This is a genomic window from Enterobacter mori LMG 25706 (assembly GCF_000211415.1).
In the GTDB taxonomy this organism is placed as follows: Bacteria; Pseudomonadota; Gammaproteobacteria; order Enterobacterales; family Enterobacteriaceae; genus Enterobacter; species Enterobacter mori.
Genome location: NZ_GL890780.1, coordinates 326,771 through 349,689 on the forward strand (window position 1 = coordinate 326,771; position 22,919 = coordinate 349,689).

Genomic DNA, 22,919 nt, shown 5'->3' on the forward strand with positions numbered 1-22,919 from the left:
TATGGCAGGCTGGCATACACGAGCCATTATTTATCAGATTGATACCGCCCTGTTTTACGACCTGAACGGCGATGGCTGCGGGGACATCGCCGGAATTGGGGCCAAGCTGCGCTACATCCGTCGGATGGGGGCAACGGTTATCTGGATCACCCCGTTTTATCTGACGCCGTTTCTGGATGAAGGCTACGACGTAAGCGACCACCTGCAGGTCGACCCACGCTTTGGAAAACTGAAGGATATCATCGCGTTTATCGAGCAGGCCCGCGAGCTGGGCATGCAGGTGATTATCGAGTTGCTGATCCAGCACACCTCGGACGCGCATCCCTGGTTTCAACAGGCGCGCCGCAACCCGCAGTCCCCCTTTCGCGATTATTACCTGTGGTCCGATAACGACGATGACGACACGCCGCCCATGTTTCCCGGCGTGGAGAAAAGCATCTGGTCATGGGACGAGGAAGCCGGACAATACTACCGGCATATGTTCTATCGCCATGAGCCGGATCTGAATTTGGCCTCGCCTGCGGTGCTCAAAGAGATCGACAACATCATCCTCTTCTGGCTCAAGCTCGGCGTGTCGGGCTTTCGCCTGGATGCGGCGTCTCATCTGACAAAACAGGCCGGGCGTGGGGATGAGAAAAAGGGGCTGTGGATCCTCGAACATATGCGTCAGCTGATTGAGCAACACAACCCGGATGCGATCCTGCTCGGGGAAGTAGACGTCGAGGTCGAGGAATATAAAGACTACTTTGGTGATAACGATCGCCTGAATCTGGTGCTGAACTTCTGGCTCAACAAGTATTTTTACGTCAGCCTGGCCGAGAAAAGCGCCCGCCCGCTGCGCAAGGCGGTGAAGAAAATGATCGTGCCGCCGGATTCCTGCTGTTTCGCCAACTGGCTGCGCAATCATGACGAGCTGGATCTGGAGGGGATCGGCAAAAAAGAGAAGCAGACCGTTCTTGATACCTTTGCCCCGGATGACGACATGAACGTGTATCAGCGCGGTATTCGCCGCCGCCTGGCGCCGATGCTGAATGGCGATCAAAAACGGCTGGCGTTCTGTCACGCGGTGCTATTCTCTCTGCCGGGCGTACCGGTGATGCGCTACGGGGATGAAATCGGCATGGGTGACGATCTGGAGCTGGAAGAGCGTTACGCCGTCCGCACCCCCATGCAGTGGGCGGGCTCGCAGGGCGGTGGTTTTTCGGATGCCGACCCCGACACCTTTATCGCCCCTGTCATCGATCGCGGTACTTTCCGCTATCAAAAAATCAACGTGGCGGATTCCCTTCTGCACCGCAACTCGCTTCTGCATCGCATCATTGATATTGCCAATACGCGTTCAGAGTTCCCGGAAATTGGTATGGCGCCGTTTCGACTCATCAACATCGACAACGATGCAGTCCTGGGGCTCAATTATGAAACCGACGAGCGCAGCATTCTGACCTTCGTGAACTTCAGCGACAAGGCGGTTCAGTTCACCGCGAAAGGGATCCGGCACGCCACCTGGACCGCCTGTCTGGCCGACAAACGGTACGAGGATGCGCTACTGCCCGGTAAAACGGTGGAGCTCAATATCGGCGGATACGGCTACCGCTGGTTCTGGACCAACCGCACCGCGCTGCGCTGACTATTTTTTCCGGGTCGACAGCAGGCGAGCCATGACCAGCCCCGCGACCGCGAGCGAACCGAGCAACACTTTCCCCGGCATGCCGGAGGAGACGGTCGTGGCACGATCCTTCGCTTCGGCAGAAAAGCGTCCATGGATTTTGTGCAGATCGTTGACCGGCTGATCCAGATAGTCCCGGCGGTTTTCGGCGTTCAGCTTATCGGTCATCTGCCCTTCCCACGCCTTTTTTACCATCAGCCTGTCAAGAAAACCGGGGAAGAGGAACTGCCCGACAATCGACTGAACGGTACTACTGCCCACCCAGAGTTCACGCACTGGTTTCTGCGCGACCTTAAAAATGGCGCTGGCCGCCACTTCGGGCTGAAAGACGGGCGGAACGGGGCGCATCGCCCAGGCAAATTTGTTTCTCGCCCAGTCAAACTGCGGCGTATTGAGACCCGGCATTTGCACCATCGACAGGTGAACCCGGCTATTTTCGTGCATCAGTTCGGTACGCACGGCGTCGGTGAATCCGCGTATCGCGGCCTTTGCGCCACAGTAGGCAGACTGAAGGGGGATAGAACGGTAGGCCAGCGCAGACCCGACCTGAATAATTACCCCGCGATCGCGAGGGACCATCAGTTCCAGCGCGGCGCGGGTGCCGTTCACGTAGCCCAGATAGGTGACCTCCGTAACGCGACGAAATTCATCGGGCGTCATCGTGCGAAACGGTGCCAGCACGGCCCCCATCGCGTTATTCACCCACACATCGATTGCCCCCAGGCGGTACTCAATATCGTTGGCGGCATCGACGACGGCCTGGCTGTCCGCCACGTCGGCCTGCACGGCATACGCATTGACGCCAAAACGGCGTAGCTCCTCTTGCGTGGAGTGCAGGCTCTCTTCCTCGCGGGCAATAATACCCACATCGTAACCCGCTTTCGCAAAGTGCAGCGCCGTCGCTTCCCCCACGCCCGCTGTCCCGCCGGTAATGACAATTACAGCCATACAACCTCCGCCTTTATTTCAAGCCTGATAGCTTCTCGATCAGTTCAGATAAGGCATAACGGACCGCTTTTTCCACCACATCCTGACATTCACCGGAAAAGTGCACAGTGCTCGTTTCCGTACGCTCGCCTAAATTCCAGGCGAAGCAGACGGTTCCGGCTGCCGTACCGTCATTCCCGCCTTCTGGCCCCGCATAACCGCTGATAGCGATACTGATATCGGCCTGCGCAATATCGCGAATTTTCGCTGCCATTTCGGTGACCGTTTGTTCACTGACGGCGGTGAAGCGCGTGAGGGTTTCATGACGAACGCCCAGGATCCTCTCTTTTGCCTCATCGCTGAACACCACCATCCCGACATCATAGAATTCTGCCGTGTTCTCCTCGGCACAGAGCGCAACCGCCAGATTGCCGCCCGTGCAGGATTCCGCCGTGGTCAAACGCAGCCCTAAATCCGTGAGTTTTGCCGCCAGCTTTTTCGTTAACTCCCCGACGGTTTCATTTTTATCATGCTCCAGATTATGCATAGCGGTGCCTCTTAATTTTCAAAAGGAATGATGGAAATATGACCATTCCTTTCCAGAATAGCGTATTTAATTTCTTTCAACTCCGTCACGCCATTATTTTGACGCGCTGAAACCAGAATATCATCGCAAGAAACATCCACTTTTTTAAGCTTATCCATGAGTGGAATGCCGTTTTCCACTAATATAACCGGCGTGCCATCTAGAATATTTTCAACGGGAGAAAAATACTTTTTCATTAAGCCAAATATAATGTCTACCACCACCAGCGTGGTGATCGTAATCATCGCACCGGTGACCGAAAAATCTTGTCCCAACAGCGCCTGTTGCGTTGCTTCACTGATGATGAGCAGCAGGATCAGGTCGAAACTGGTCATTTGCAGCAGCGCGCGCCGTCCAGCCACTTTGAATACCACGACCAGAAACAGATAAATGGCCAGGGCTCGAAAGACCATATCCATATTCGTCTCCTAAGGGTAAATGAACTGCCAGAAGCGAATTTCTGGCTCGTTGTTTACACGAATTGCATTTGCCCACTTCCCCGCCTTCGACGGCGTGAGAAATAGTCTGACCGTGAATTTTTCATTATGTTTTAGGTTGTTATAGACGAAAAACAGCGTATCTCCCCGGCTGTACATGCTGTCAGGCTGCGGCCAGATGCTGCCCGGCTCATAGACATCACCGCTCTCGCTCGCCATGCTGATGCCGTATTCCCCCTGGGTTTTTACCGGGAAGGCGATCTGCAGCGGAAACTCTGTTTCCCGGCGACCAAAACGCTCATAGTTGAGAGTGAGCGTTTTTGCCGAATTCATTTTTTCAGTATCACTGACCACCCCGCTCGAAAACAGACCGGCAATCGCCGCGATAATAATAGCCAGCAACAGGATAAAACCGACCTGCCGAAATGCATACTCGAACGTCAGCAAACGATAACTTTCATTTATCCCGGGCAGCTTTTCATTTTTACGATTCATCGTCGCCATCACCGCTTCGCTTATTTGTCGAAATTTATGATTTCTATAAGCAAATGCTTTTAGGACTTATCACATTTGCCACATAAAGGAATAGCAACAATACTTAATAAGTCAAGACAGCCAAAATGAAGGATATCGGATGAAATTATCAGTCATTTCAGCCTTATTAATATTACTGATTCCCGCCGCCTGGGCAGATAATAACGGCGGGTTACAAAAAGGCGAAGCGCCACCCCCGCCTCCTGCGCTGGACGACGGTTATCGAGGCACTGATGACGCGCGGATTATGACCATTACTCAGGCAAAAGGAATGCATGATGGCGCAACCATCTCACTGCGCGGAAACCTGATTGACGGAAGCGGCGACAAATATGTTTTCCAGGATAAAACGGGAAAAATAGACGTCATTATCCCTAAAGCGGTGTTTGACGACAGAACCGTCAAACCCGATCAGATGATCAGTATTAACGGCTCACTGGATAAGAAATCATCACCTCCTGTCGTACGCGTCGATCATCTGCAGAAATAAATTCAGCGAAGCGTTAACGCTGTCACTATCCATCAAATCTCACCCCTTGGCCTGTAAGGAGTCAGCAATGAGTGATACCACACAACGTACCAACGCTTTCCCAAAACCGCCGTTCCCTGAGCAGCCGCAAACGCCGCCGGGTCTGGCGTCCGAGATGCAACCCGTGCCCGATCACGGGGAAAAGAGCTATAAAGGGCATGGCCGACTGGCCGGTAAGAAGGCCCTGATCACCGGCGGTGATTCGGGTATTGGTCGCGCCGTGGCGATTGCCTATGCCCGCGAAGGCGCCGACGTCGCCATCAACTATCTGCCCGAAGAGGAGCAGGACGCCGCTGAGGTGATTGCGCTGATCGAAGCCGAGGGACGGAAAGCCGTCGCTCTTCCCGGCGACGTGCGTGACGAGACCTTTTGCCAGAACCTGGTGGAAGAGGCGGTAGCAAAACTTGGCGGGCTGGATATTCTGGTCAATAACGCCGGTCGCCAGCAGTATCGCGCGACGCTGGAAGAACTCACTACCGAAGATTTTGACGCCACCTTCAAAACCAACGTCTACGCGCCCTTCTGGATCACCAAAGCGGCGCTGCGTCACCTGAAAGCGCCTGCGTCGATCATCAATACCTCCTCCGTGCAGGCGGTACAGCCGAGCGCCGTGCTGCTCGATTACGCGCAGACGAAAGCCTGTCTGGCGGTATTTACCAAGGCCTTAGCGAAACAGCTGGGACCTAAAGGAATACGCGTCAACGCCGTTGCGCCGGGACCTTACTGGACGGTTCTTCAGTCCAGCGGCGGGCAGCCTATGGAGAAAGTGAAACACTTTGGCGAGAGTTCCCCGCTGGGACGTCCGGGTCAGCCCGTTGAAATCGCGCCGCTGTACGTGACGTTAGCCTCTGACGAATGTTCGTTTACCTCCGGGCAAGTGTGGTGCTCGGACGGGGGCGACGGGACTATCTAAAAATAAAAAGGCTGCGTGAGCAGCCTTTTCTTCGTCTACGGGGTGACGATGTTGAACCAGAAATCAAAGCTATCCATATAGCTCAGCAGCTCATCAAGCTTCGCCTGATTGCCCGTCACAGTTACATCCCCCTTCTCCTGCGCCTGTTTCAGCGTGGTCTCCTTGAGGATGATTTTGTTCAGCGTATCGCGGCTGAGTGTTATTGAGGCATCCGCCTCTTTTGCGACCGTATTCGCGCTGTGATTCAGCACGCCGTTCTCAAGCTCCAGCTTGTACTGACCGCCATCTTTACCCAGGTCAACGTTGAACACCGCTTTTGCATTCGCCGCTCTCATGCCATTGATGTGCACCCCGAGGAAGTCAAAGAACATCTCAGGGGACATGGCGCGAACCGTATCCGGGCTGGCGGTGTTTGGCGTCGGCAATTTCTGTACGCCGTTACGAAGTTCCTGCGCGCCGGTCAGATAGAAGTTACGCCACGGGCCCGACTCCGCCTGATACCCCAGCTGTTCGAGCGCGTCCGCTTCCAGATTACGCGCCGCTTTGTTTGATGGATCGGCAAACACAACCTTGCTTACCACCTGCGCGACCCAGCGGTAGTCCCCCTGCGCATAATCGGCTTTGGCTTTTTCAAGGATGGCGCTGGCACCGCCCATATAGTGAACATATTTTTTCGCGGCATCGACGGGCGGGAGTTCGTCGAGCGTTGCCGGATTACCGTTGAACCAGCCGAGGTAAAACACATAGGTCGCTTTCACGTCATGGCTTACCGAGCCGTAATAGCCGCGGCCCGACCAGGATTTGGCTAACCCGTCCGGCAGCGCAAAATTGGCCGCGATTTCATCACGCGTCAGCCCTTTGTTCGCCAGTCTCAGCGTCTGGTCATTGATATACCGGTACATATCGCGCTGGCTTTTCATCAGCTTCACCACGTTGTCGTTGCCCCACGTAGGCCAGTGGTGCTGCGCCATGATGATTTCAGCCTTATCACCCCAACGCTCAATGGCGCTGTTGATGTATTTCGACCAGGCCAGCGGGTCGCGGATCTTCGCCCCGCGTAATGAGTAGGTGTTATGCAGCGTGTGGGTCACATCTTCCGCCGCCTCAATCATCTTCTTCTCTTCAACGTACCACAGCATTTCAGACGGCGCTTCTGACCCCGGCGCCATCATAAAGTCATACGTCAGACCATCGATAACCTCTTTCTGACCATCTTCGGTGATGTAATGAGTCGGCTCGATCAGCGTCACCGTCCCGGCAGACGTGGTCGTCCCGAGACCCGCGCCAACCTGGCCTTTTGCGTCCGGCTTCAGCAGGTTGCCGTACATGTAGCTGGCGCGGCGGCTCATCGCATTCCCGGCCATGATATTTTCAGAGACCGCTTCTTTCATAAAGCCCGCCGGGGCATAGACTTTCACTTTGCCCGATTTCACATCGGCTTCGTCAACCACGCCGCGCACGCCGCCATAGTGATCAACGTGGCTATGGGTATAAATCACCGCCACCACCGGACGTTTACCGCGGTTTTTATAATAGAGATCCATCCCCACTTTGGCGGTTTCGGCAGAGACCAGCGGATCGATAACCGTGATCCCCTCTTTGCCTTCCATGATGGTCATGTTTGACAGGTCGAGGTTACGGATCTGGTAAACGCCGTCCGTCACTTCGAACAGGCCGCTGATGTTAATCAGCTGCGCCTGACGCCACAGGCTTGGGTTTACCGTATCCGGTGCTTTTTGCCCTTCTTTGATAAAAGCGTATTGCTGCGGGTTCCAGATAACATTGCCCTTTTCACCCTTAATAACATCCTGTGGCAGCGGAGCAATAAAGCCTTTATGGGCGTTGCTGAAATCGGTTTTATCAAAAAATGGCAGCTGGCCATACAGCGCATCATTATTTGCTTTGGTATGGGTGGTAGCTTCTTTTGCCGTTGACTGCGCCATGGCAGGAGCGGCCACCAGCGAGGTGGATAACAGACCGGCAACGGTCATTGCGTTAACAAGAATTTTCAGTTTCATAAATCCCCTACACGTCATCATTACGTTCGGATATGTGTTTAGGAAATAAGATTACCAGCCAATTATTTCTTTCCCCATTCAAATAACGTTTAAAAATAAACAAACTTAACCTGTTGTCGTCATTGCCTGGCAGGATAATGTTCACTCCATTTATTCACTCCAGGATAACCAATGAAGATAACGCCATTTTTTATCGTTATATTTAGCCTGAGCACCTTAACCGCCTGTCGCTCTGCTCCACCCGATAAAGTCGAACAGATTAACCACATGCAGGTTCCTTTAATTTTACCTGGCGAGAAACCACCCGCAGTACAAACGTCACATATTGCGTCGCTCTACCAGGAGAATAAACAGCAAATTGATTCATTAACACGCAGCCTCAAATCACAGTATCTTCAGAATGCCTCGGCAAAAGATATCTTTAAAGAAGACAGTCCCGTCCAATCCGTCTACGCCTCCCTCACCAGGCTGGAACAGTTAGATATGGTGAACCAGCAATACCTGAAAGATAAAAATGAAGCTGGCCTGAGAAATATCAATCTCGTCCTGAAACCCTTAATAACGGGTTAAACGATAAAAAGCCCGGCTACAGGGTAGCCGGGCTTTTTTATCATCGAAAAGAACATATACCCTAAATAATTCGAGTTGCAGGAAGGCGGCAAGGGAGTGAATCCCCAGGAGCTTACATAAGTAAGTGACTGGGGTGAACGAGTGCAGCCAACGCACATGCAACTTGAAGTATGACGGGTATAAAGACTAATCGTGTTGACCAAAGCGATAGGTCAACCCCGCCGTAACGGAGCTAATATCGCTGCTGACGCCAATCTGGTTGGCATTACCCACGTTGCTGACCCACTGGTACTCCACGCGGCCAGCCCAGTTTTTATTGAATGCGTATTCCGTACCGACTGCCGCAAGCGGGCGAACACCGGTCTCAAAACGATTGTGACCACTTACATCAGATTCAGCACGGTAGCCCATCGCACCCGCACGGCCATAGATATCCCAATTGTTCGTCACGGCATAGCTGGCTTTTAAAGACATCTGCAGGCCCTGGGCTTTCATTTGTCCACCCGCGCTATGCTGGCCTTTTATCTGCATATTGCCCAGATAATCATAACCGCCTTCAACCGCAAGCCATGGCGTAATTTGGTAACCCGTATAGACACCGCCGCCGACATTATCGTGGTCGATATCAAAATGGTTAGCGCTGTTATTACTCTCGAGTGCTTTAGAGCCTGTATTGGTATCAAAATAATGTGACCAGCCAAATTTCGCCCCACTATACCAGGTGCCTGCATCTGCGGCGGCAAAAGCGGTCGTGGCGGTACATGCATTTACCAGAATTAAAGCTACCAATGTCTTTTTCATACGTATCCTGTTTGCTTCGTCAAAATTCATTTCGGTGAGCAAACAGTAAACAAAAACGAGAATGTCGTTAATTCGTTTTTAGTTTAATTTTAAACTGATATTAAAACGACTCCGGTAAATTTCTGATTTCAAGGAGATACCCACCTCTTTTGAACGAGATATATTCACCTTGCTTAAGGGCCGACAATACGTTGAGAATACTGCTGCGCGACAACAGTGTGCGGTCCTGGATATATTCGAGGATCGTCGTGCGCATTCGTGCTTCCTCAGGTAATAAGATCATCTCCTGAAGATGGTTGCGAATAACGGAATAAGTCCGTTGCTGCAGGACCTGGGCATCCCGATAAATTAAATAGGCTGTATGATAGGAGAGAAGTGCGCCCACCTCTTCCCATACCCCCTGCTCGCGGAACAGTTCCGCCGCACGTTCGGCATCCACCCGTAAAAGCGTCGACTCGGTTTCCACTCGCAGAATATGCCCCTGCGTCGGCTGGATCATTTCTGCAATACCGAAGAGATGGGGTTCGTAAACCGTGACCAGCAGCAGGCCGTCGGACGCGCGCAGCAGGGACAATCCGCCCTCTAAAAAGAGATACATTTGCTGCCGACCTTTATGTTTCCACGTCACGCGCTTGCGCGGCACAACTTTCATTTTCTCCGCTATCGGCTCAAGGATCGCGGTCAGTCGTTCAATCGATTGTTCAGGACGAACGGGCGGTAAAATATGCATGGCACAACCTTATAACATCGGGTAACTGCCAGTATAGACCCTATAATTTAAACAGTTACCGAATTAAAACTGATAGCTATAGTTTACGCTGGCAAACCAAAGATGGGGGTTATCATAGCTTCCCGCAAAGACAGCGGGTGATTTCACATGCGATGACTGCATGTGAAGATACTCGACGGCAACACCAATATTGCTGGCTGGCGTGATCTGATACTGCGCGCCTGTACCGAACCGCCATTCGTCGCCGGTCGGTAACGTCATCGCCACATCACTCTGGCTGTGGTACGGCGAGCTATCAAAAGCGACACCGGCATTCAACCGCCACTGTTCTGTTGGGCGATACTGCACGCCGAGCGCACCATGCCAGGTATCTTTCATGCGGCTGACGTTGTTAAGCGTCTGCCCGCTCACCGTGATTTGTGGCGCACCGAACTGGCTCCAGTCCTGCCAACCGAGATCGCCCATCACCGACCATTGCTGGTTAACATCGCGCACAACGCTGAGCATAATTTGCTGCGGCGCACTGACCTGTGCCGTCACCGGGAGCTCGTATGCGCCACTCGCTAAGCGTGCTTTGCCGTCGATACTGTAGTGATAGTCCGTCTTGCTGTTCCAGGTGATACCGGCTCGCGTCTGTTCGGTCAGCTGCATCAACAGCCCCAGGCGATAGCTCATCGCCCAGTCATGGTCATGCTGCTGGCGGTCGTCGTCATTCACATTGCGGGTCAATGAAAAATAGCCGTAGTTAACGTTGGCGGAAGCCCCTATTGAGAGGCGATCGTTAAGTTTGTACGCCACGGACGGACTGAGCGTCATGGCTACCATGGTGCTCTTTTTGATCAGCCGGTCGCCCGCCCAGTTACCGTAATCGATCCCCAGGCCATAATTGCCGTAAAGCCCAATACCGGCATAAAGATCGTCGGTCATTTTCTGGCTATAAAAGGCGCTGGCATTGGGACCGGTTTTCATCACATCGCCGGGGCTTCTCTGCGCATCGTTATTCAGCTGGTAGTCGATGGAGCCGTCCATCACCTGTAACCCACCGGTGATAATACGATCGGGTAATCGCGTCATGCCTGCCGGGTTGGTCATTATTGTTGAAGCATCCTGCGCGCGCGCTGCCTGCCCTGCGCCAGCAAGTGCGGTATCTTCGGTGCCTGCTTCATAAAAATAGAGGGCACTAGCATGGGCGCAGGATGTTGCCAATAAGCCCGAGCACAGAAGGAGTCGTGTTTTCATCTGTCAGCCTGGTGAATAACGAATTTGCCGACAGGTATATCAACAGAAACAACAAGGGTAAAAAGAAAGGGTGTTTAATTTTAAATATTCCCGCACGCCTGTAGCAGAAAGTGAGCATGTGAATTTGGATGCCATGTCCGCAATTCGCGTTTTTTTCTACCCACTTTACCCACGCGCGCACGGCAATGAATGTATATCCAATGTTAAAAATATTAATATTAAGCACTAAATTATTTAACGGCATGTTCAATTATCCCTCCATCGCACGCGTAAATTCCGTCAAATGACGATTTTGACGATAATTTTAAATAGCCATTCCTCTCTCCCTGCCACTGCGCCAACACAACCACGCAGCATATAAATCTATACATAAACTTAAATCTGGATATTTAAGTTTAAAAAAATCATTTAAACGATATTTACGTTTACCAAAACAACCAATAATGGTCTTATATTCCAACCAAAGGCAAGGGGTGCGGTACGTTGTTCTGCAACACAGCGCTCAACCGCCTGGGAGACAAAAATGATGATGAAAACGGGAAATAAAAGCATGTTCAATAAAACAGTTATCGCAGTCGCTATGATGTTTTCGGGCGCGGCAATGGCAGCGGAAAGCACCGGCGTTGCGGGTGGCACAATCACCTTCAATGGTTCTGTATCCGATACAACCTGTGACGTGACCACCAACAATGGTTCCGATTTTACGGTGAACCTGGCGCCTATTTCACTGACCGATATGGGTACCAGTACCGGCGTTGTCAGCGCCAATAATAAAGACTTCACCATGAGTCTGAAAAATTGCACTGCCGCCGACACCGCAACCAAAACGCTGAAAATAACCTTCTCAAGCAGCAACCTGTCTGATGACGGTAAATACCTGAAGAACTACAGCGAAAGCGGCGCTGAAGGGGTCGGTATTACCCTGACCAAGGATGGCACCACCGCCGTTCCGTTCGACACCGCGTTCAACACCGGTCTGACTTCTGATGATGTTTCCGGTACCGACGGCGTTACGCTGACCATGCACGCGAATTACTACAACTTCGGCGGTTCTGCCGTGACGACCGGTAAAGTCGTTACCGACGCAACTTACTCCTTTAGCTACGATTAATAGCCCAACCGGGGAGCAGTCCCCGGTTTTTAATGACCATGAAAAAACATATTTTCTTTCTCTTCGTTGCGTTCGCTTCACACGCGGCTCAGGCCAGCGTGGTAATAAACCAGACGCGCGTGATTTATTCCAGCGAAGCAAAATTCGTTACCGTGCAATTAGTGAATGAGAGCGATAAAACTCACCTGGTACAGTCCTGGCTTGATCAAGGTGACGCTTCAGCTGCCCCGGAAAAGATTAAAGTTCCCTTTTCCGTCATGCCGCCGGTTGTCAAAATGGATGGCCACAGTGGTCAAACGCTGAAAATCGCCGCGACTAACACCTCCTCTCTGCCCTCAGACAGAGAAAGCGTATTTTGGTTAAACGTGCTGGATGTTCCGCCAACGCCGGAAGGCAGCAACGATAATTATCTCCAGGTGGCGATTCGCAATCGCATTAAGCTGTTTTATCGCCCCGCCTCGTTGCAGGAACTGGACAGTAAAATTGTCGAAAAGGTCACTATTTCCACCTCAGGAAGTCAAACCTGTCTCAAAAACGGTTCCCCTTACTATTTAACCATTCCACAGGTTGTGACCTGGCAGGGCGGAAAATTAAAGCAGAATCGAGACGATAATTTGCTGAGCGATACCGCTTTTATTCCGCCTTACGGTTGCGCGCTGGTTTCCAACAAAATCCAGGCCGGTTCTCAGTATCGTATTACATGGCTTGATGATTACGGCGCCAAAAGATTCAGCACCCTTCACTGATTATTTTTATGGCTATGCCTGGTTCAATTCTGATGAAGAACAGATCCCTGTTTCGTAAAAGCCTGTTGGTTCACTCCGTCAGCCTCGCCTTATGTTCCTTTGGGGCGAGCGGTGAGACATTTAATAGCAGCCTGCTGGTCGGTAATTCAGCCGATATGGACTGGAGCAATTCAAAACTGGTCATGACACCGGGCGCGTACGATCTCGACGTATATGTGAATAACGCCTGGCGCGGGAAATTCGACATGACGATTGCCAATGACGGTAAAGGGACGGTGCTTGTTCCGAAAGATGATGTGCCACTACTGGGTATTCGCGATCTCGACGATCTCGTCGCGAATAAATTAAACGGGCAAATCGACATCAGTACCTTGCTACACGGCGGAAAAAGCACGCTGAGGCCAGGAGAATTGCGTCTGGATTTAGAAGTCCCCCAGGCCTTTGTGGTGACCGAAAAACAGAACTGGGTGGCCCCACAAAAATGGGACCAGGGGATTAATGGGGTATTTACCAACTACAACCTCAACTATTACAACTTTTATGGCCTGCGTGAAGGGTATACCAACAGCGATAATATCTATTTATCGCTAAACAGCGGCTTGAATATGTCTGGCTGGCATCTCCTCGATAACTCGACGTGGATGCGCTACAGCAATATGGTTAAAGGGTATTGGATTAACACCACACGCTATCTTGAAAAACCGATTGTCGGTATTGAGGCATTAATGCGCGTGGGGCGTACCTACACCACGTCCGATTATTTTGACACGATTCGTTTTCGCGGCCTGACGCTGAATAAAAGCCGTCAAATGCTGCCGGACAGCGAACGCGTGTATATGCCGGTCATCAGCGGAATTGCCACCAGTTCGGCCGTGGTCAGCATTTACCAGGATGGACACATCATCCATCAGATTACCGTCCCTGCCGGGCCCTTTGCGATCCGCGATTTAATGCCCACCGGCTCGCGTGGGGATCTCTCTGTTGAGGTAAAGAACAGCGGCGGAACGATAGAGCGCTTTGCGGTTCCCTTTTCGTCTATCCCGGACATGCTGCGTCCCGGCACCAGCGACTACCAGTTTAACGTCGGTGAGGTGGACATGCGCGGCATCAATGACCACAGCCAGTTTGCGCAGTTCAGCTACTCTCGCGGAATGAATAACTACGTAACCGCCACCGCCGGAAGTATCTGGAGCGCGGACTATTTCTCCTTTCTGCTCGGCGGTGCTCTTTCTGTTCCCTATGCGGGATCGCTATCAGCATCGCTTGAACAAGCGCAGTATCGCTTGCCGGGCGATAATCGACGCCGGGGAGAAAAATACGCGCTCTCATGGAGTAAATCCTTCCCGACGCAAACTAACCTGACGCTGGCGTCGTATTACTATCGCACGCAGGATTACGCATCGTTCAACGATTATGTGTTGGCGAAGTCTAATATTCAGGATTATGGCGGCACCGGCACGTCAACCATTAACAGCAAGCAGGCGTTTAGCGCCAACCTCAACCAGCCGCTGGGCGATGGGTTTGGTCGACTTTCCCTGACGGCGTACTGGCGCGATTACTGGCGCGGCCAAAAGACCAGCCGCCAGTATAATCTGACCTGGAGCAACGCGTATAACAGCGTGAATTATGCGGTATCACTGCGCCGCTCTGAAGTCACTCAGTCGTACTACAACTATGAAACAGATTACGAAGGTGATGTTGTTACGTCGCTGCGCACCCGTGGGAAGACGGAAAATAATCTATATTTCTCCGTCAATGTTCCGATGTCACTCTTCGGCAGTCCCGGAAGCGTTGCTTCGCATGCGACGGTTCAGCAGGGGAAATACGCTTCATCCGATATAAGCATGAGCGGCAGCGCCCAGGATGTCGATTACAGCCTTATGCTGGCGCATGACAGTGAGGGTAATTCCCGCTCCGCCGATCTCTATACCAACTGGAAAAACAGCGTCACCAGCCTGAACAGCGGGCTGACGCTTTCGCGCGAGTATCGTCAGGCCAGCCTCGGCGCAAGCGGCAATATTCTCGCGTGGCGCGGTGGGGTCATCACCTCACCAAACAATGGCCGAAACTTTGTCATTCTTGAGGCCCCTGGCGTCGAAAACGCCGTGGTCAATGGGGATACCTCTACGCGCACGAATCGCAACGGTATTGCCCTTATCGCCAGTGCAACGCCTTACCGGCCGAATAACTTCCATCTGGAACAGGATGGTTCAAAAAGCAGCGACGTCGATTTACAGGGGAATTTACTTAATATTGCCCCTTACGAAGGCAGCATAACGTACCTGAAGTACAAGACCGATACGCGCAAGGTTTATACCTTCGACGTGCTGGACAGCGAGGGCAATCAACTCCCCTTCGGCGCATTGGTTTCAGATAGCCATCATCAGGAACTGGGTTACGTCGCCCAGGGGAGCCAAATATTTGTGAAGTCTGACGCACAGCCAGAGGCAATTCGCATTAATACCAGTAAAGGCAAAATCAAAAAATCCTGTGTTATTACGCAGCCGACAGAGCATGCCGTCAATATCTGCCGGTAACCGACCACGAGTATGAAATCGATCATGAGCAAATCTTTATTTTTCATCTTTGCCGTATTCAGCCTGATCACGATCCCTGGCTTTTCAGCCCAGGCGGCACCACAGGCCCGAGGCGTGACGGGGGATCCCTGCCGTAATAGCGGCATTATATTTAAAAGCGTGGCGGAAGCGGATAAATCGCTTAATTTATCGTCTGCATTTATTACCTCGACGGTGGTTGAAAAGACATATACCACCAGCTGGTCGGGGAGTATGACCTGTACCTATGGCAACGTGGGTATTGGGGGAGTATTTCAGGATCACCTCTACTATTTCACTGGGTTTAATAACAACCCAGTGTATTTGAATTTTAACAGTGCTGACGGTGAAAACAGTTACTGGATTAAAGTGACCTCTGAAATAACCGGCAGCAGTAAAGTCACTGTGAGCGGTATTGTGGGGATACACTCGCTCTCCTACCAGACGCAATATACCTTGCGAGCAGAGTTACTTTCCTCGGCGCCTGTTGGGGTGTCGACCTATACCAAAACCACCACCAGCGGTGCGCTGAGCGTCATTCCTGCCGTGATGAGTGGTACCGGCTCGGGATCCGACTCGCCCCTGCTCTCCTCTAAAACGTATGCGACCAGGGCATGGAATAACATGATGTCAGATACCGCGCGCAAAAGCTGGGATACCGATTATTTCCTCGCGTACGAGAAAATGACCATTCAATTCGAGCCGAAAGAAACCACCTGCAATATGACGCGTGACATGACGGTAAAACTTCCGCCTGCGCCGCTGAAAGAACTTAAAACGTACGGCAGAACGAATGGGGCGGATTTCACCATTCCCATCAAATGCGGAAACCTTGCCGGCGTAAAAACATCTACGCGGAATATTAAGGCCTGGCTTTCCAGTAATGATGTGATCACTACGGATGGCAGTTCGCAAACGATGGTCAATGATGAAACAACCGCGGGCGGGGTCGGTATTGCTATTCGTAGTCGATCTTTTATGGGGGATTTCGAAGAGGTCAAACTCTCCAGCAGCACAAGCATGGGAAATGCCACTCAGATCCTTGATATTGTTAAGGACGATGACATTCAGGATACGCAATACATTCTTCTGCATGCTTACTACAGAGTGTATGACGCCTCGGCCTTATCGACCGGCACGGTGGTCGCAACCGCACAAATCATGTTCGGCTATGACTAATTCACTTACGTAGATAATGACTTTCTTTTTTAAGACCTCTGCCAATTAAACGCCATGAAAATATCTGTTCAAACCGTGCTTAACTTATTACATAACATTATTCATCCGGTCTCTGCCGATCTGGTTAATCATTTACAACGCACGGCCATCATCACCTGGTATTTAAGCCAGCGCATTGGGCTGGATAAAACCGGGATCGGCAACGCTTTTCTGGCTGGCATGCTGCACGACATTGGTACGCTGAGTAAAGACCGTGAACACCTTTCTCCCGGCAGCGAAGGGTTTCTTGATGGGCACGAACAGCTGGCGGGTTCAATGACGGCGGGGATCCGTTTCCTGCAACCCGTCACGCCGATCCTTGAGAACCATCATACCGCATGGTCTTCCTCGGGCTCGGACGATCTTCCTGTGGTACATCATTTGGTTAATATGGCGGATACCTTTGAGCTCTATTTACGCGGGATTGACGGGGATTTTATTACCCAACGCGAAAGGGTCATTTCGGATTTCTTTGCCCACCCCATTCAGTGGCCCGCCCCTCTGGAGCAGGCGCTGCGAGAATCTACCCGTCAGGATGGCTTTTGGTTTCGCCTCGGCAATCCTTCGCTTTCCCAGGTGTTGAACGCCATCAGCCCGCTGCACGACCACATGCTCGACCATCATGATTTTCTCGAAGTGTGCCAGCTCATCTCAAAAATCGTCGATAAGTACAGCAGCTTCACCCGCACCCATAGCGCCAGCGTAGCGCATGTTGCGGCCCGCCTGGCTGAACTCTACGGTTATGATGTCGATATGCAAGAAAAGATCTGTATTGCAGGCTATCTGCATGATATCGGCAAGCTTTTTACGCCGCTCCATATCCTGGAAAAGCATGGCAAGCTCGAATCCTTTGAGTACGCCACGATGAAGCAGCACAGCTACAAAACGCTGGTGATGCTGCATCCTATCTCTGAACTGGGGGATATTATCCGTTGGGCCGCCAACCATCACGAGCGGCTGGATGCCAGTGGATATCCGTTCAGGTTAGGCGCCGCCTCACTTGATATTCCGTCTCGCATCCTTGCGGTGGCGGATGTGTTTACTGCCATGACGGAAAACCGTCCTTACAGACAAGGGATGGAGAGCGCTAAGGCGATGGCTATACTCCACGAAGAAGCAAGAAATTACAGACTGGACAGGGACATCGTAACATTGCTGGACCATAATATTGGCAGTGTAAAAGCGCTTGTCGCGATGTGTTAACGCCCAAAGAACAGCTAATGAAATATTTGATTGCCAGCAAAGTTATTTACGATACAGAGAGCGGGGAATTCACTCTTCCCGGGGCAGAGCGCCTTGAGGCTCAAAAACTGACGAATACGGCCAACCGTATTCTGTCGCTGCTTATTGCTTCGCCGGGAACAGTGCTTGAGCGTCAATATCTGCTGGAACATGTTTGGGAATCCGCAGGGCATACCGGGTCTAGCTCTTCGCTCAACCAATATATTAGTATTTTACGCAAGACGTTAACCTCACTGACCGATATTGAAGAGTCGATCATCGTTGTCCCAAAAGTCGGGTTTTACTTTTCCGCCGATATTGACGTACAGCTTCTGGATGAGCCCTGTGCGCCAGCGCCCGGGAATGATAACGTTGCGGCAAAGAAGAAAATACCGTCGTTGCCGCTTAAATACAGCATCCCAGCGCTTCTTATTTTGGCGCTGATTGCGGCCAATTTATGGGTCTGGAGTCAGCCAAAAGCCAATGAACGCTATTCCAGAGTCAATGAGATAGGCAAGCTCGAAAAATGTACCCTCCCCACCTATGAACATCTTTCTGCCGATGAACGGCAGCGGTTACATGAGGTATTGCTGTCGGCACAGCCGCAGCTTGCAGAAAAATGTGCAAACCATTTAGCACTGTTAACGGTAAACGTTCAGCCCAGCGTGTTCTATGGCAGCAGCGGACGCATTTTTTACTCTTTTTGTCCTTTAGATTCTGAAAACGAAACGCTAGCGTACTGTGAAAATCACTACGCCTTTAACTGGAAAATGAAATGAAGATTGCGCTAACGCTTTCTGCGACTGTCCTGATCCTGACAGGTGCGCTTATCTGGGGAATGGTTAACCGCACCTCGGCGTATATCGACGATCGGTGCTTTGCCAATTTTACCTATACCGATAACACAAATGAAAAGGCATTCAATTTCAAAGGAAACATATTCTTTGAATTTTCAAAGAACAAAACCGGACAATTTAATTTATCCGGTGACGTTTCCTATCAGGGACAAAACTACACGTTCTCGCGCTATGTAAGGTTTAACTATGTCAATATTAAAAATAACGCCTACAGAATAAAAATAATTTCGCACGAACCCATGGCGCATGACAATGTCCCGGTAGCCATCTCGCCTCTTGCCATTAAGATATTATTTCTTACCGGCGAATATTCTATGTACCTGCACAAGCATGATAATAACTTTATTACGATTGGAAATTCACTTTCACCGTTGATGAATTGCGTTATACAGTCCTGACGTTTTGGTAAGAACCCGATGTTATGAAGAAGAATAATTGTGTCAGCTGTGCAAAGTGTGGGTTTGCTGAGGTATGCCAGTCGTATCTTTTCGACCATCAGGAACCCATGTTTATTAAAGATTTCGCGCGTAAAAAACGTATTGCTAAAAATGAATTTATCTACCAGCACGGAACGACAGTAAAAGCATTGTATGCGCTCAGGCGTGGGGTGGCGAAGATTTATGATGCTCAGCAAACGCTTCAGGGAATTGTCTTCCCCGGTCAGGTTATCGGGGCAGAGGAGCTCTTTAGCGAGCATTATCAGTACAGCGTGCAGGCGGCCACCGAGGTAGAAATTTGTGAGTTACAAAATACCCATTTCTATCACCTGAGCCAGATAACCAGCAGCTTCACCCATTTTATCATTGCTATCCTCTCCCGCTCCGCGAGGGAAAAACAGCAGTTTATCAGCGTCCTGGTGAATCATGACGGCGTGCAAAAAGTGCGTGGATTTATTCAACTTATGGTGGATATCAACAGGGAGTATGGCTTCGAGCATTACATTCTTGAACTGCCGCTCAGCAAAAAAGAGCTGGCGCAGCTGCTCGGCATTTCTCAATCAACCCTGTCTCGCGCATTCGATACGCTGTCGGCGCAGCGTAAGCTGTCGATCAAGAAAAAAGAGCTTGTCGTGCTTGATGGACCGGATGATGAAGCAGGGACTGGAGCGGGCGAAGGGAATCGAACCCTCGTATAGAGCTTGGGAAGCTCTCGTTCTACCATTGAACTACGCCCGCTTTGAGGTGCGTAAAGCATTATAGACCTTACGCTTTTTCATACAAGTGTCAGCATCACCAAGTGGCGATTAAATGACCACTTAGCACTTTGGTTTGCTGCCCTGCGCCGGGAGATAGCGCTGCGGATCGATAGCCGTCGCCTTATAGCGGATCTGGAAATGCAGCTTCACCGAGTCCGTCCCGGTATTGCCCATGGTGGCTATCTTCTGCCCCGCCTTCACGTTTTGTCCGTTATTGACCAGCATCGTGTCGTTATGCGCATAAGCGGTGATGTAATCTTCACCGTGCTTAATCATGATCAAATTCCCGTATCCACGCAGTTGGTTGCCGACGTAGACCACCTTTCCGGCGCCGGATGCGTAGACCGGCGTGCCGCGCGCAGCAGCAATATCAATGCCTTTGTTACCGCCTTCTGAAAGTGAATAAGGCACCACAACTTTACCGCTGGCGGGCCAAACCCAGCAGCGCTGCCCGACCGGTGGCCAGGAAGACTTCGGCACCTGGTACGACGGTGTCACTTTGGCCGTTTTGCCTTTTGAAGAGGATTTTTTGGCTGAAGAGGAGCCGCCATTGACCTTCAGTTTCTGCCCCACCTCAATGGTATAGGGGGGAGAGATGTTATTCAGACGCGCGAGATCCTTGACGCTGGTTCCCGTTGCACGTGAAATGCGATCCAGGGTATCCCCGCGCTTAACGGTATAGACCGCACCGGAATAGCTGCCCATATCCGACGATTTGCTTCCTGAGCATCCCGCCAGAAGTAGCGTCAGCGTCAGGCAAACAACAGCAGTGATGGGGTTTCTCGTCAGGCTTCCTGCAAACAAAACAGATCCTCGGTCAGCGTAAATGGCGCACTATGATAGCAGCCAAAACGAACAGGGGTCATGCCCTTTTCCGCTCCAGGTGCCAAACCGTTCGTATAAGAATGCCGTATAATGATCCGGCTGATGGTGCTGAACCACTCGGCATTCTGGCACTGGAGCATCAATGAGTATTCAAGAACACGTTATTTTGGTAAATGACCAGGGAAAGGTGATTGGCACTCAGGAAAAGTATGCCGCGCACACCTCGCATACCCCGCTGCATCTGGCCTTCTCTTCCTGGCTTTTTAATGCCCGCGGCGAATGTCTGGTTACCCGACGCGCCTTAAGCAAAAAAGCCTGGCCTGGCGTCTGGACCAACTCGGTCTGCGGCCACCCTCAGTCAGGTGAAGAGATGGTACAGGCAATAATCCGCCGCTGCCGCTTTGAAGTGGGCGCAGAACTGACCGATATCACCGCCGTGGCCCCTGAGTTTCGCTATCGGGAAGCCGACCCGTCCGGGATTGTGGAAAATGAAATTTGCCCGGTATTCGCTGCCCGCATCACCAATGACGTGACGATAAACGAAAATGAAGTGATGGACTATCGGTGGGTTGAGTTGGACACATTATTCCGCGCGCTGGACGCGACGCCCTGGGCCTTTAGCCCGTGGATGATCATGGAAGCGACAACCGCCCGCGAAAAACTCAAAGCCTTCGCGGCGCAATAAAAAAGCCCCTTTCGGGGCTTTTTTTACATCTTAACGCCTTATTTCACCGGGCGCATCGCCGGGAAGAGGATCACGTCACGGATGGTATGGCTGTTGGTGAACAGCATCACCATACGGTCGATACCAATCCCCAGACCCGCCGTTGGCGGCAGGCCGTGCTCCAGCGCGGTCACGTAGTCTTCGTCGAAGAACATCGCTTCGTCGTCGCCTGCCGCTTTCGCATCTACCTGGTCCTGGAAACGCTGCGCCTGATCTTCTGCATCGTTCAGCTCGCTGAAGCCGTTGCCGATTTCGCGGCCACCGATGAAGAATTCGAAGCGATCGGTGATTTCCGGGTTCACGTCATTACGACGCGCCAGCGGAGAGACTTCTGCCGGGTATTCGGTGATGAAGGTCGGCTGAATAAGGTGCGCTTCGGCCACTTCTTCGAAGATCTCGGTCACGATACGGCCCAGACCCCAGCTCTTCTCAACCTTGATACCGATGCTTTCCGCGATGGCTTTCGCTGAGTCGAAGTTATCCAGATCGGCCATCTCGGTTTCCGGACGGTATTTCTTGATCGCTTCGCGCATAGTCAGCTTGACGAACGGCTTGCCGAAGTCGAAGACTTCTTCACCGTAAGGCACTTCGGTGGTGCCCAGAATGTCCTGCGCCAGGGTACGGAACAGGGATTCGGTCAGCTCGATCAGATCTTTGTAATCCGCATACGCCATATAGAGTTCCATCATGGTGAACTCTGGGTTATGGCGCACGGAGATGCCTTCGTTACGGAAGTTACGGTTGATTTCAAACACGCGGTCGAAGCCACCGACCACCAGACGCTTCAGGTACAGTTCCGGCGCGATACGCAGGTACATGTCCAGGTCCAGGGCGTTGTGATGGGTGATGAACGGACGCGCAGAGGCACCGCCAGGGATCACCTGCATCATTGGGGTTTCTACTTCCATAAAATCGCGGTTGACCATGAACTGGCGGATACCGGCCATGATCTGAGAGCGAATTTTGAAGGTCTTGCGGGATTCATCGTTAGAGATGAGGTCCAGATAACGCTGACGGTAGCGCGCTTCCTGATCCTGCAGGCCGTGGAATTTGTCCGGCAGCGGGCGCAGGGCTTTGGTCAGCAGACGCAGCTCGGTGCAGTGGATAGAGAGTTCACCGGTCTTGGTTTTAAACAGCTTACCTTTCGCGCCCAGGATATCGCCCAGGTCCCACTTCTTGAACTGCTCGTTGTAGATGCCTTCCGGCAGGTCGTCACGGGAAACGTACAGCTGAATACGGCCGCCAACGTCCTGCAGCGTCACGAAGGACGCTTTACCCATGATACGACGGGTCATCATACGGCCAGCCACAGACACTTCGATGTTCAGCGCTTCCAGCTCTTCGTTCTCTTTACCGTCGAAGTCTGCGTGCAGTTGGTCTGAGGTGTGGTCACGACGAAAATCGTTCGGGAACGGCACGCCCTGCTCACGCAGCGCTGCCAGCTTCTCGCGGCGGGTTTTCAGTTCGTTGTTAAGATCGACTACCGCGTCAGCGCCCTGTGCTTGTTGTTCAGACAT

The 22,919-nt window shown here is 51.8% G+C and carries 23 protein-coding genes and 1 tRNA gene; 13 read left to right on the top strand and 11 right to left on the bottom strand.

What is annotated here, in order from left to right:
• Position 1: 1 nt before the first annotated feature.
• Positions 2-1,627 (top strand): alpha-amylase family protein, encoded by a 1,626-nt coding sequence (locus tag ENTMO_RS0119730; protein ID WP_010435243.1) that lies wholly within the window; start codon positions 2-4, stop codon positions 1,625-1,627.
• Here ENTMO_RS0119730 and ENTMO_RS0119735 read toward each other — a convergent pair whose 3' ends face one another.
• From ENTMO_RS0119735 to ENTMO_RS0119750, 4 genes are read right to left on the bottom strand one after another with little or no spacing between them, the layout of a single operon-like run.
• Complete coding sequence (locus ENTMO_RS0119735; RefSeq protein WP_010435245.1) at positions 1,628-2,614, bottom strand: SDR family oxidoreductase; 987 nt, start codon at positions 2,612-2,614, stop codon at positions 1,628-1,630.
• A gap of 13 nt (positions 2,615-2,627) precedes the next feature.
• Entirely contained in the window at positions 2,628-3,140 is a 513-nt protein-coding gene (locus ENTMO_RS0119740; protein WP_010435247.1) for a 2-oxo-tetronate isomerase, read from the bottom strand.
• 11 nt (positions 3,141-3,151) lie between these two features.
• A complete protein-coding gene (locus ENTMO_RS0119745; RefSeq protein WP_010435249.1) occupies positions 3,152-3,598 on the bottom strand; it encodes a DUF421 domain-containing protein in 447 nt (148 codons plus the stop codon).
• 9 nt (positions 3,599-3,607) lie between these two features.
• On the bottom strand, positions 3,608-4,111 hold the full coding sequence (locus tag ENTMO_RS0119750) for a hypothetical protein (RefSeq protein WP_029485184.1): 504 nt from the start codon (positions 4,109-4,111) through the stop codon (positions 3,608-3,610).
• Positions 4,112-4,250: 139 nt separating this feature from the next.
• On the opposite strand from ENTMO_RS0119750, the gene ENTMO_RS0119755 reads away from it, so the two are divergent.
• Both ENTMO_RS0119755 and ENTMO_RS0119760 read left to right on the top strand, forming a co-directional pair.
• Positions 4,251-4,640, top strand: a complete 390-nt coding sequence (locus tag ENTMO_RS0119755; RefSeq protein WP_010435252.1) for a YdeI family stress tolerance OB fold protein — start codon at positions 4,251-4,253, stop codon at positions 4,638-4,640.
• A gap of 67 nt (positions 4,641-4,707) precedes the next feature.
• Positions 4,708-5,592 (top strand): SDR family oxidoreductase, encoded by an 885-nt coding sequence (locus tag ENTMO_RS0119760; RefSeq protein WP_010435254.1) that lies wholly within the window; start codon positions 4,708-4,710, stop codon positions 5,590-5,592.
• A gap of 35 nt (positions 5,593-5,627) precedes the next feature.
• Here ENTMO_RS0119760 and ENTMO_RS0119765 read toward each other — a convergent pair whose 3' ends face one another.
• Complete coding sequence (locus tag ENTMO_RS0119765; RefSeq protein ID WP_010435255.1) at positions 5,628-7,610, bottom strand: alkyl/aryl-sulfatase; 1,983 nt, start codon at positions 7,608-7,610, stop codon at positions 5,628-5,630.
• Between the two features lie 171 nt (positions 7,611-7,781).
• On the opposite strand from ENTMO_RS0119765, the gene ENTMO_RS0119770 reads away from it, so the two are divergent.
• Positions 7,782-8,180 (top strand): hypothetical protein, encoded by a 399-nt coding sequence (locus ENTMO_RS0119770; RefSeq protein ID WP_010435258.1) that lies wholly within the window; start codon positions 7,782-7,784, stop codon positions 8,178-8,180.
• A gap of 186 nt (positions 8,181-8,366) precedes the next feature.
• On the opposite strand, the gene ENTMO_RS0119775 is transcribed toward ENTMO_RS0119770, so the two are convergent.
• The 3 genes from ENTMO_RS0119775 to ENTMO_RS0119785 all read right to left on the bottom strand — a co-directional run bounded on the left by ENTMO_RS0119775 (position 8,367) and on the right by ENTMO_RS0119785 (position 10,950).
• Complete coding sequence (locus tag ENTMO_RS0119775) at positions 8,367-8,981, bottom strand: outer membrane beta-barrel protein (RefSeq protein ID WP_010435259.1); 615 nt, start codon at positions 8,979-8,981, stop codon at positions 8,367-8,369.
• 100 nt (positions 8,982-9,081) lie between these two features.
• Complete coding sequence (locus ENTMO_RS0119780; protein WP_010435262.1) at positions 9,082-9,711, bottom strand: winged helix-turn-helix transcriptional regulator; 630 nt, start codon at positions 9,709-9,711, stop codon at positions 9,082-9,084.
• Positions 9,712-9,774: 63 nt separating this feature from the next.
• Positions 9,775-10,950, bottom strand: a complete 1,176-nt coding sequence (locus ENTMO_RS0119785) for an OmpP1/FadL family transporter (RefSeq protein ID WP_029485185.1) — start codon at positions 10,948-10,950, stop codon at positions 9,775-9,777.
• Between the two features lie 550 nt (positions 10,951-11,500).
• Between ENTMO_RS0119785 and ENTMO_RS0119790 the strand changes: the two genes are divergently transcribed.
• The 8 genes from ENTMO_RS0119790 to ENTMO_RS24780 are packed head-to-tail and all read left to right on the top strand — an operon-like array spanning position 11,501 to position 19,793.
• Positions 11,501-12,061 (top strand): fimbrial protein, encoded by a 561-nt coding sequence (locus tag ENTMO_RS0119790; protein ID WP_029485186.1) that lies wholly within the window; start codon positions 11,501-11,503, stop codon positions 12,059-12,061.
• Positions 12,062-12,099: 38 nt separating this feature from the next.
• Entirely contained in the window at positions 12,100-12,807 is a 708-nt protein-coding gene (locus tag ENTMO_RS0119795; protein WP_041951457.1) for a fimbrial biogenesis chaperone, read from the top strand.
• Between the two features lie 32 nt (positions 12,808-12,839).
• Positions 12,840-15,344: a fimbria/pilus outer membrane usher protein gene (locus ENTMO_RS0119800; protein ID WP_237702345.1), complete on the top strand. Its 2,505-nt coding sequence runs from the start codon at positions 12,840-12,842 to the stop codon at positions 15,342-15,344.
• Positions 15,345-15,368: 24 nt separating this feature from the next.
• On the top strand, positions 15,369-16,541 hold the full coding sequence (locus tag ENTMO_RS0119805) for a fimbrial protein (RefSeq protein ID WP_029485188.1): 1,173 nt from the start codon (positions 15,369-15,371) through the stop codon (positions 16,539-16,541).
• A gap of 54 nt (positions 16,542-16,595) precedes the next feature.
• Positions 16,596-17,783, top strand: coding sequence for an HD-GYP domain-containing protein (locus ENTMO_RS0119810; protein WP_010435281.1), 1,188 nt, complete (start codon positions 16,596-16,598; stop codon positions 17,781-17,783).
• A 17-nt stretch (positions 17,784-17,800) separates the two neighbouring features.
• Entirely contained in the window at positions 17,801-18,580 is a 780-nt protein-coding gene (locus tag ENTMO_RS0119815) for a winged helix-turn-helix domain-containing protein (RefSeq protein WP_010435285.1), read from the top strand.
• Positions 18,577-19,056 carry a hypothetical protein gene (locus ENTMO_RS0119820; RefSeq protein WP_010435287.1) on the top strand — a complete coding sequence of 160 codons (480 nt, stop codon included), beginning with the start codon at positions 18,577-18,579 and terminating at the stop codon, positions 19,054-19,056. The genes ENTMO_RS0119815 and ENTMO_RS0119820 overlap by 4 nt, the downstream gene beginning before the upstream one ends.
• Before the next feature lie 23 nt (positions 19,057-19,079).
• Positions 19,080-19,793, top strand: coding sequence for a Crp/Fnr family transcriptional regulator (locus tag ENTMO_RS24780; RefSeq protein WP_052302299.1), 714 nt, complete (start codon positions 19,080-19,082; stop codon positions 19,791-19,793).
• Here the strand turns inward: ENTMO_RS24780 and ENTMO_RS0119830 are convergent.
• Together ENTMO_RS0119830 and actS are read right to left on the bottom strand one after the other, a co-directional pair.
• A tRNA-Gly gene (locus ENTMO_RS0119830) sits at positions 19,760-19,833 on the bottom strand. The two genes, ENTMO_RS24780 and ENTMO_RS0119830, sit on opposite strands and share 34 nt — an antisense overlap.
• Positions 19,834-19,913: 80 nt before the next feature.
• On the bottom strand, positions 19,914-20,657 hold the full coding sequence (actS, locus tag ENTMO_RS0119835; protein ID WP_029485190.1) for an amidase activator ActS: 744 nt from the start codon (positions 20,655-20,657) through the stop codon (positions 19,914-19,916).
• A 163-nt stretch (positions 20,658-20,820) separates the two neighbouring features.
• Here actS and idi point away from each other — a divergent pair, with 163 nt between their 5' ends.
• Complete coding sequence (gene idi, locus ENTMO_RS0119840; RefSeq protein WP_010435296.1) at positions 20,821-21,363, top strand: isopentenyl-diphosphate Delta-isomerase; 543 nt, start codon at positions 20,821-20,823, stop codon at positions 21,361-21,363.
• Positions 21,364-21,401: 38 nt separating this feature from the next.
• Here idi and lysS read toward each other — a convergent pair whose 3' ends face one another.
• Entirely contained in the window at positions 21,402-22,919 is a 1,518-nt protein-coding gene (gene lysS, locus ENTMO_RS0119845; protein ID WP_010435299.1) for a lysine--tRNA ligase, read from the bottom strand.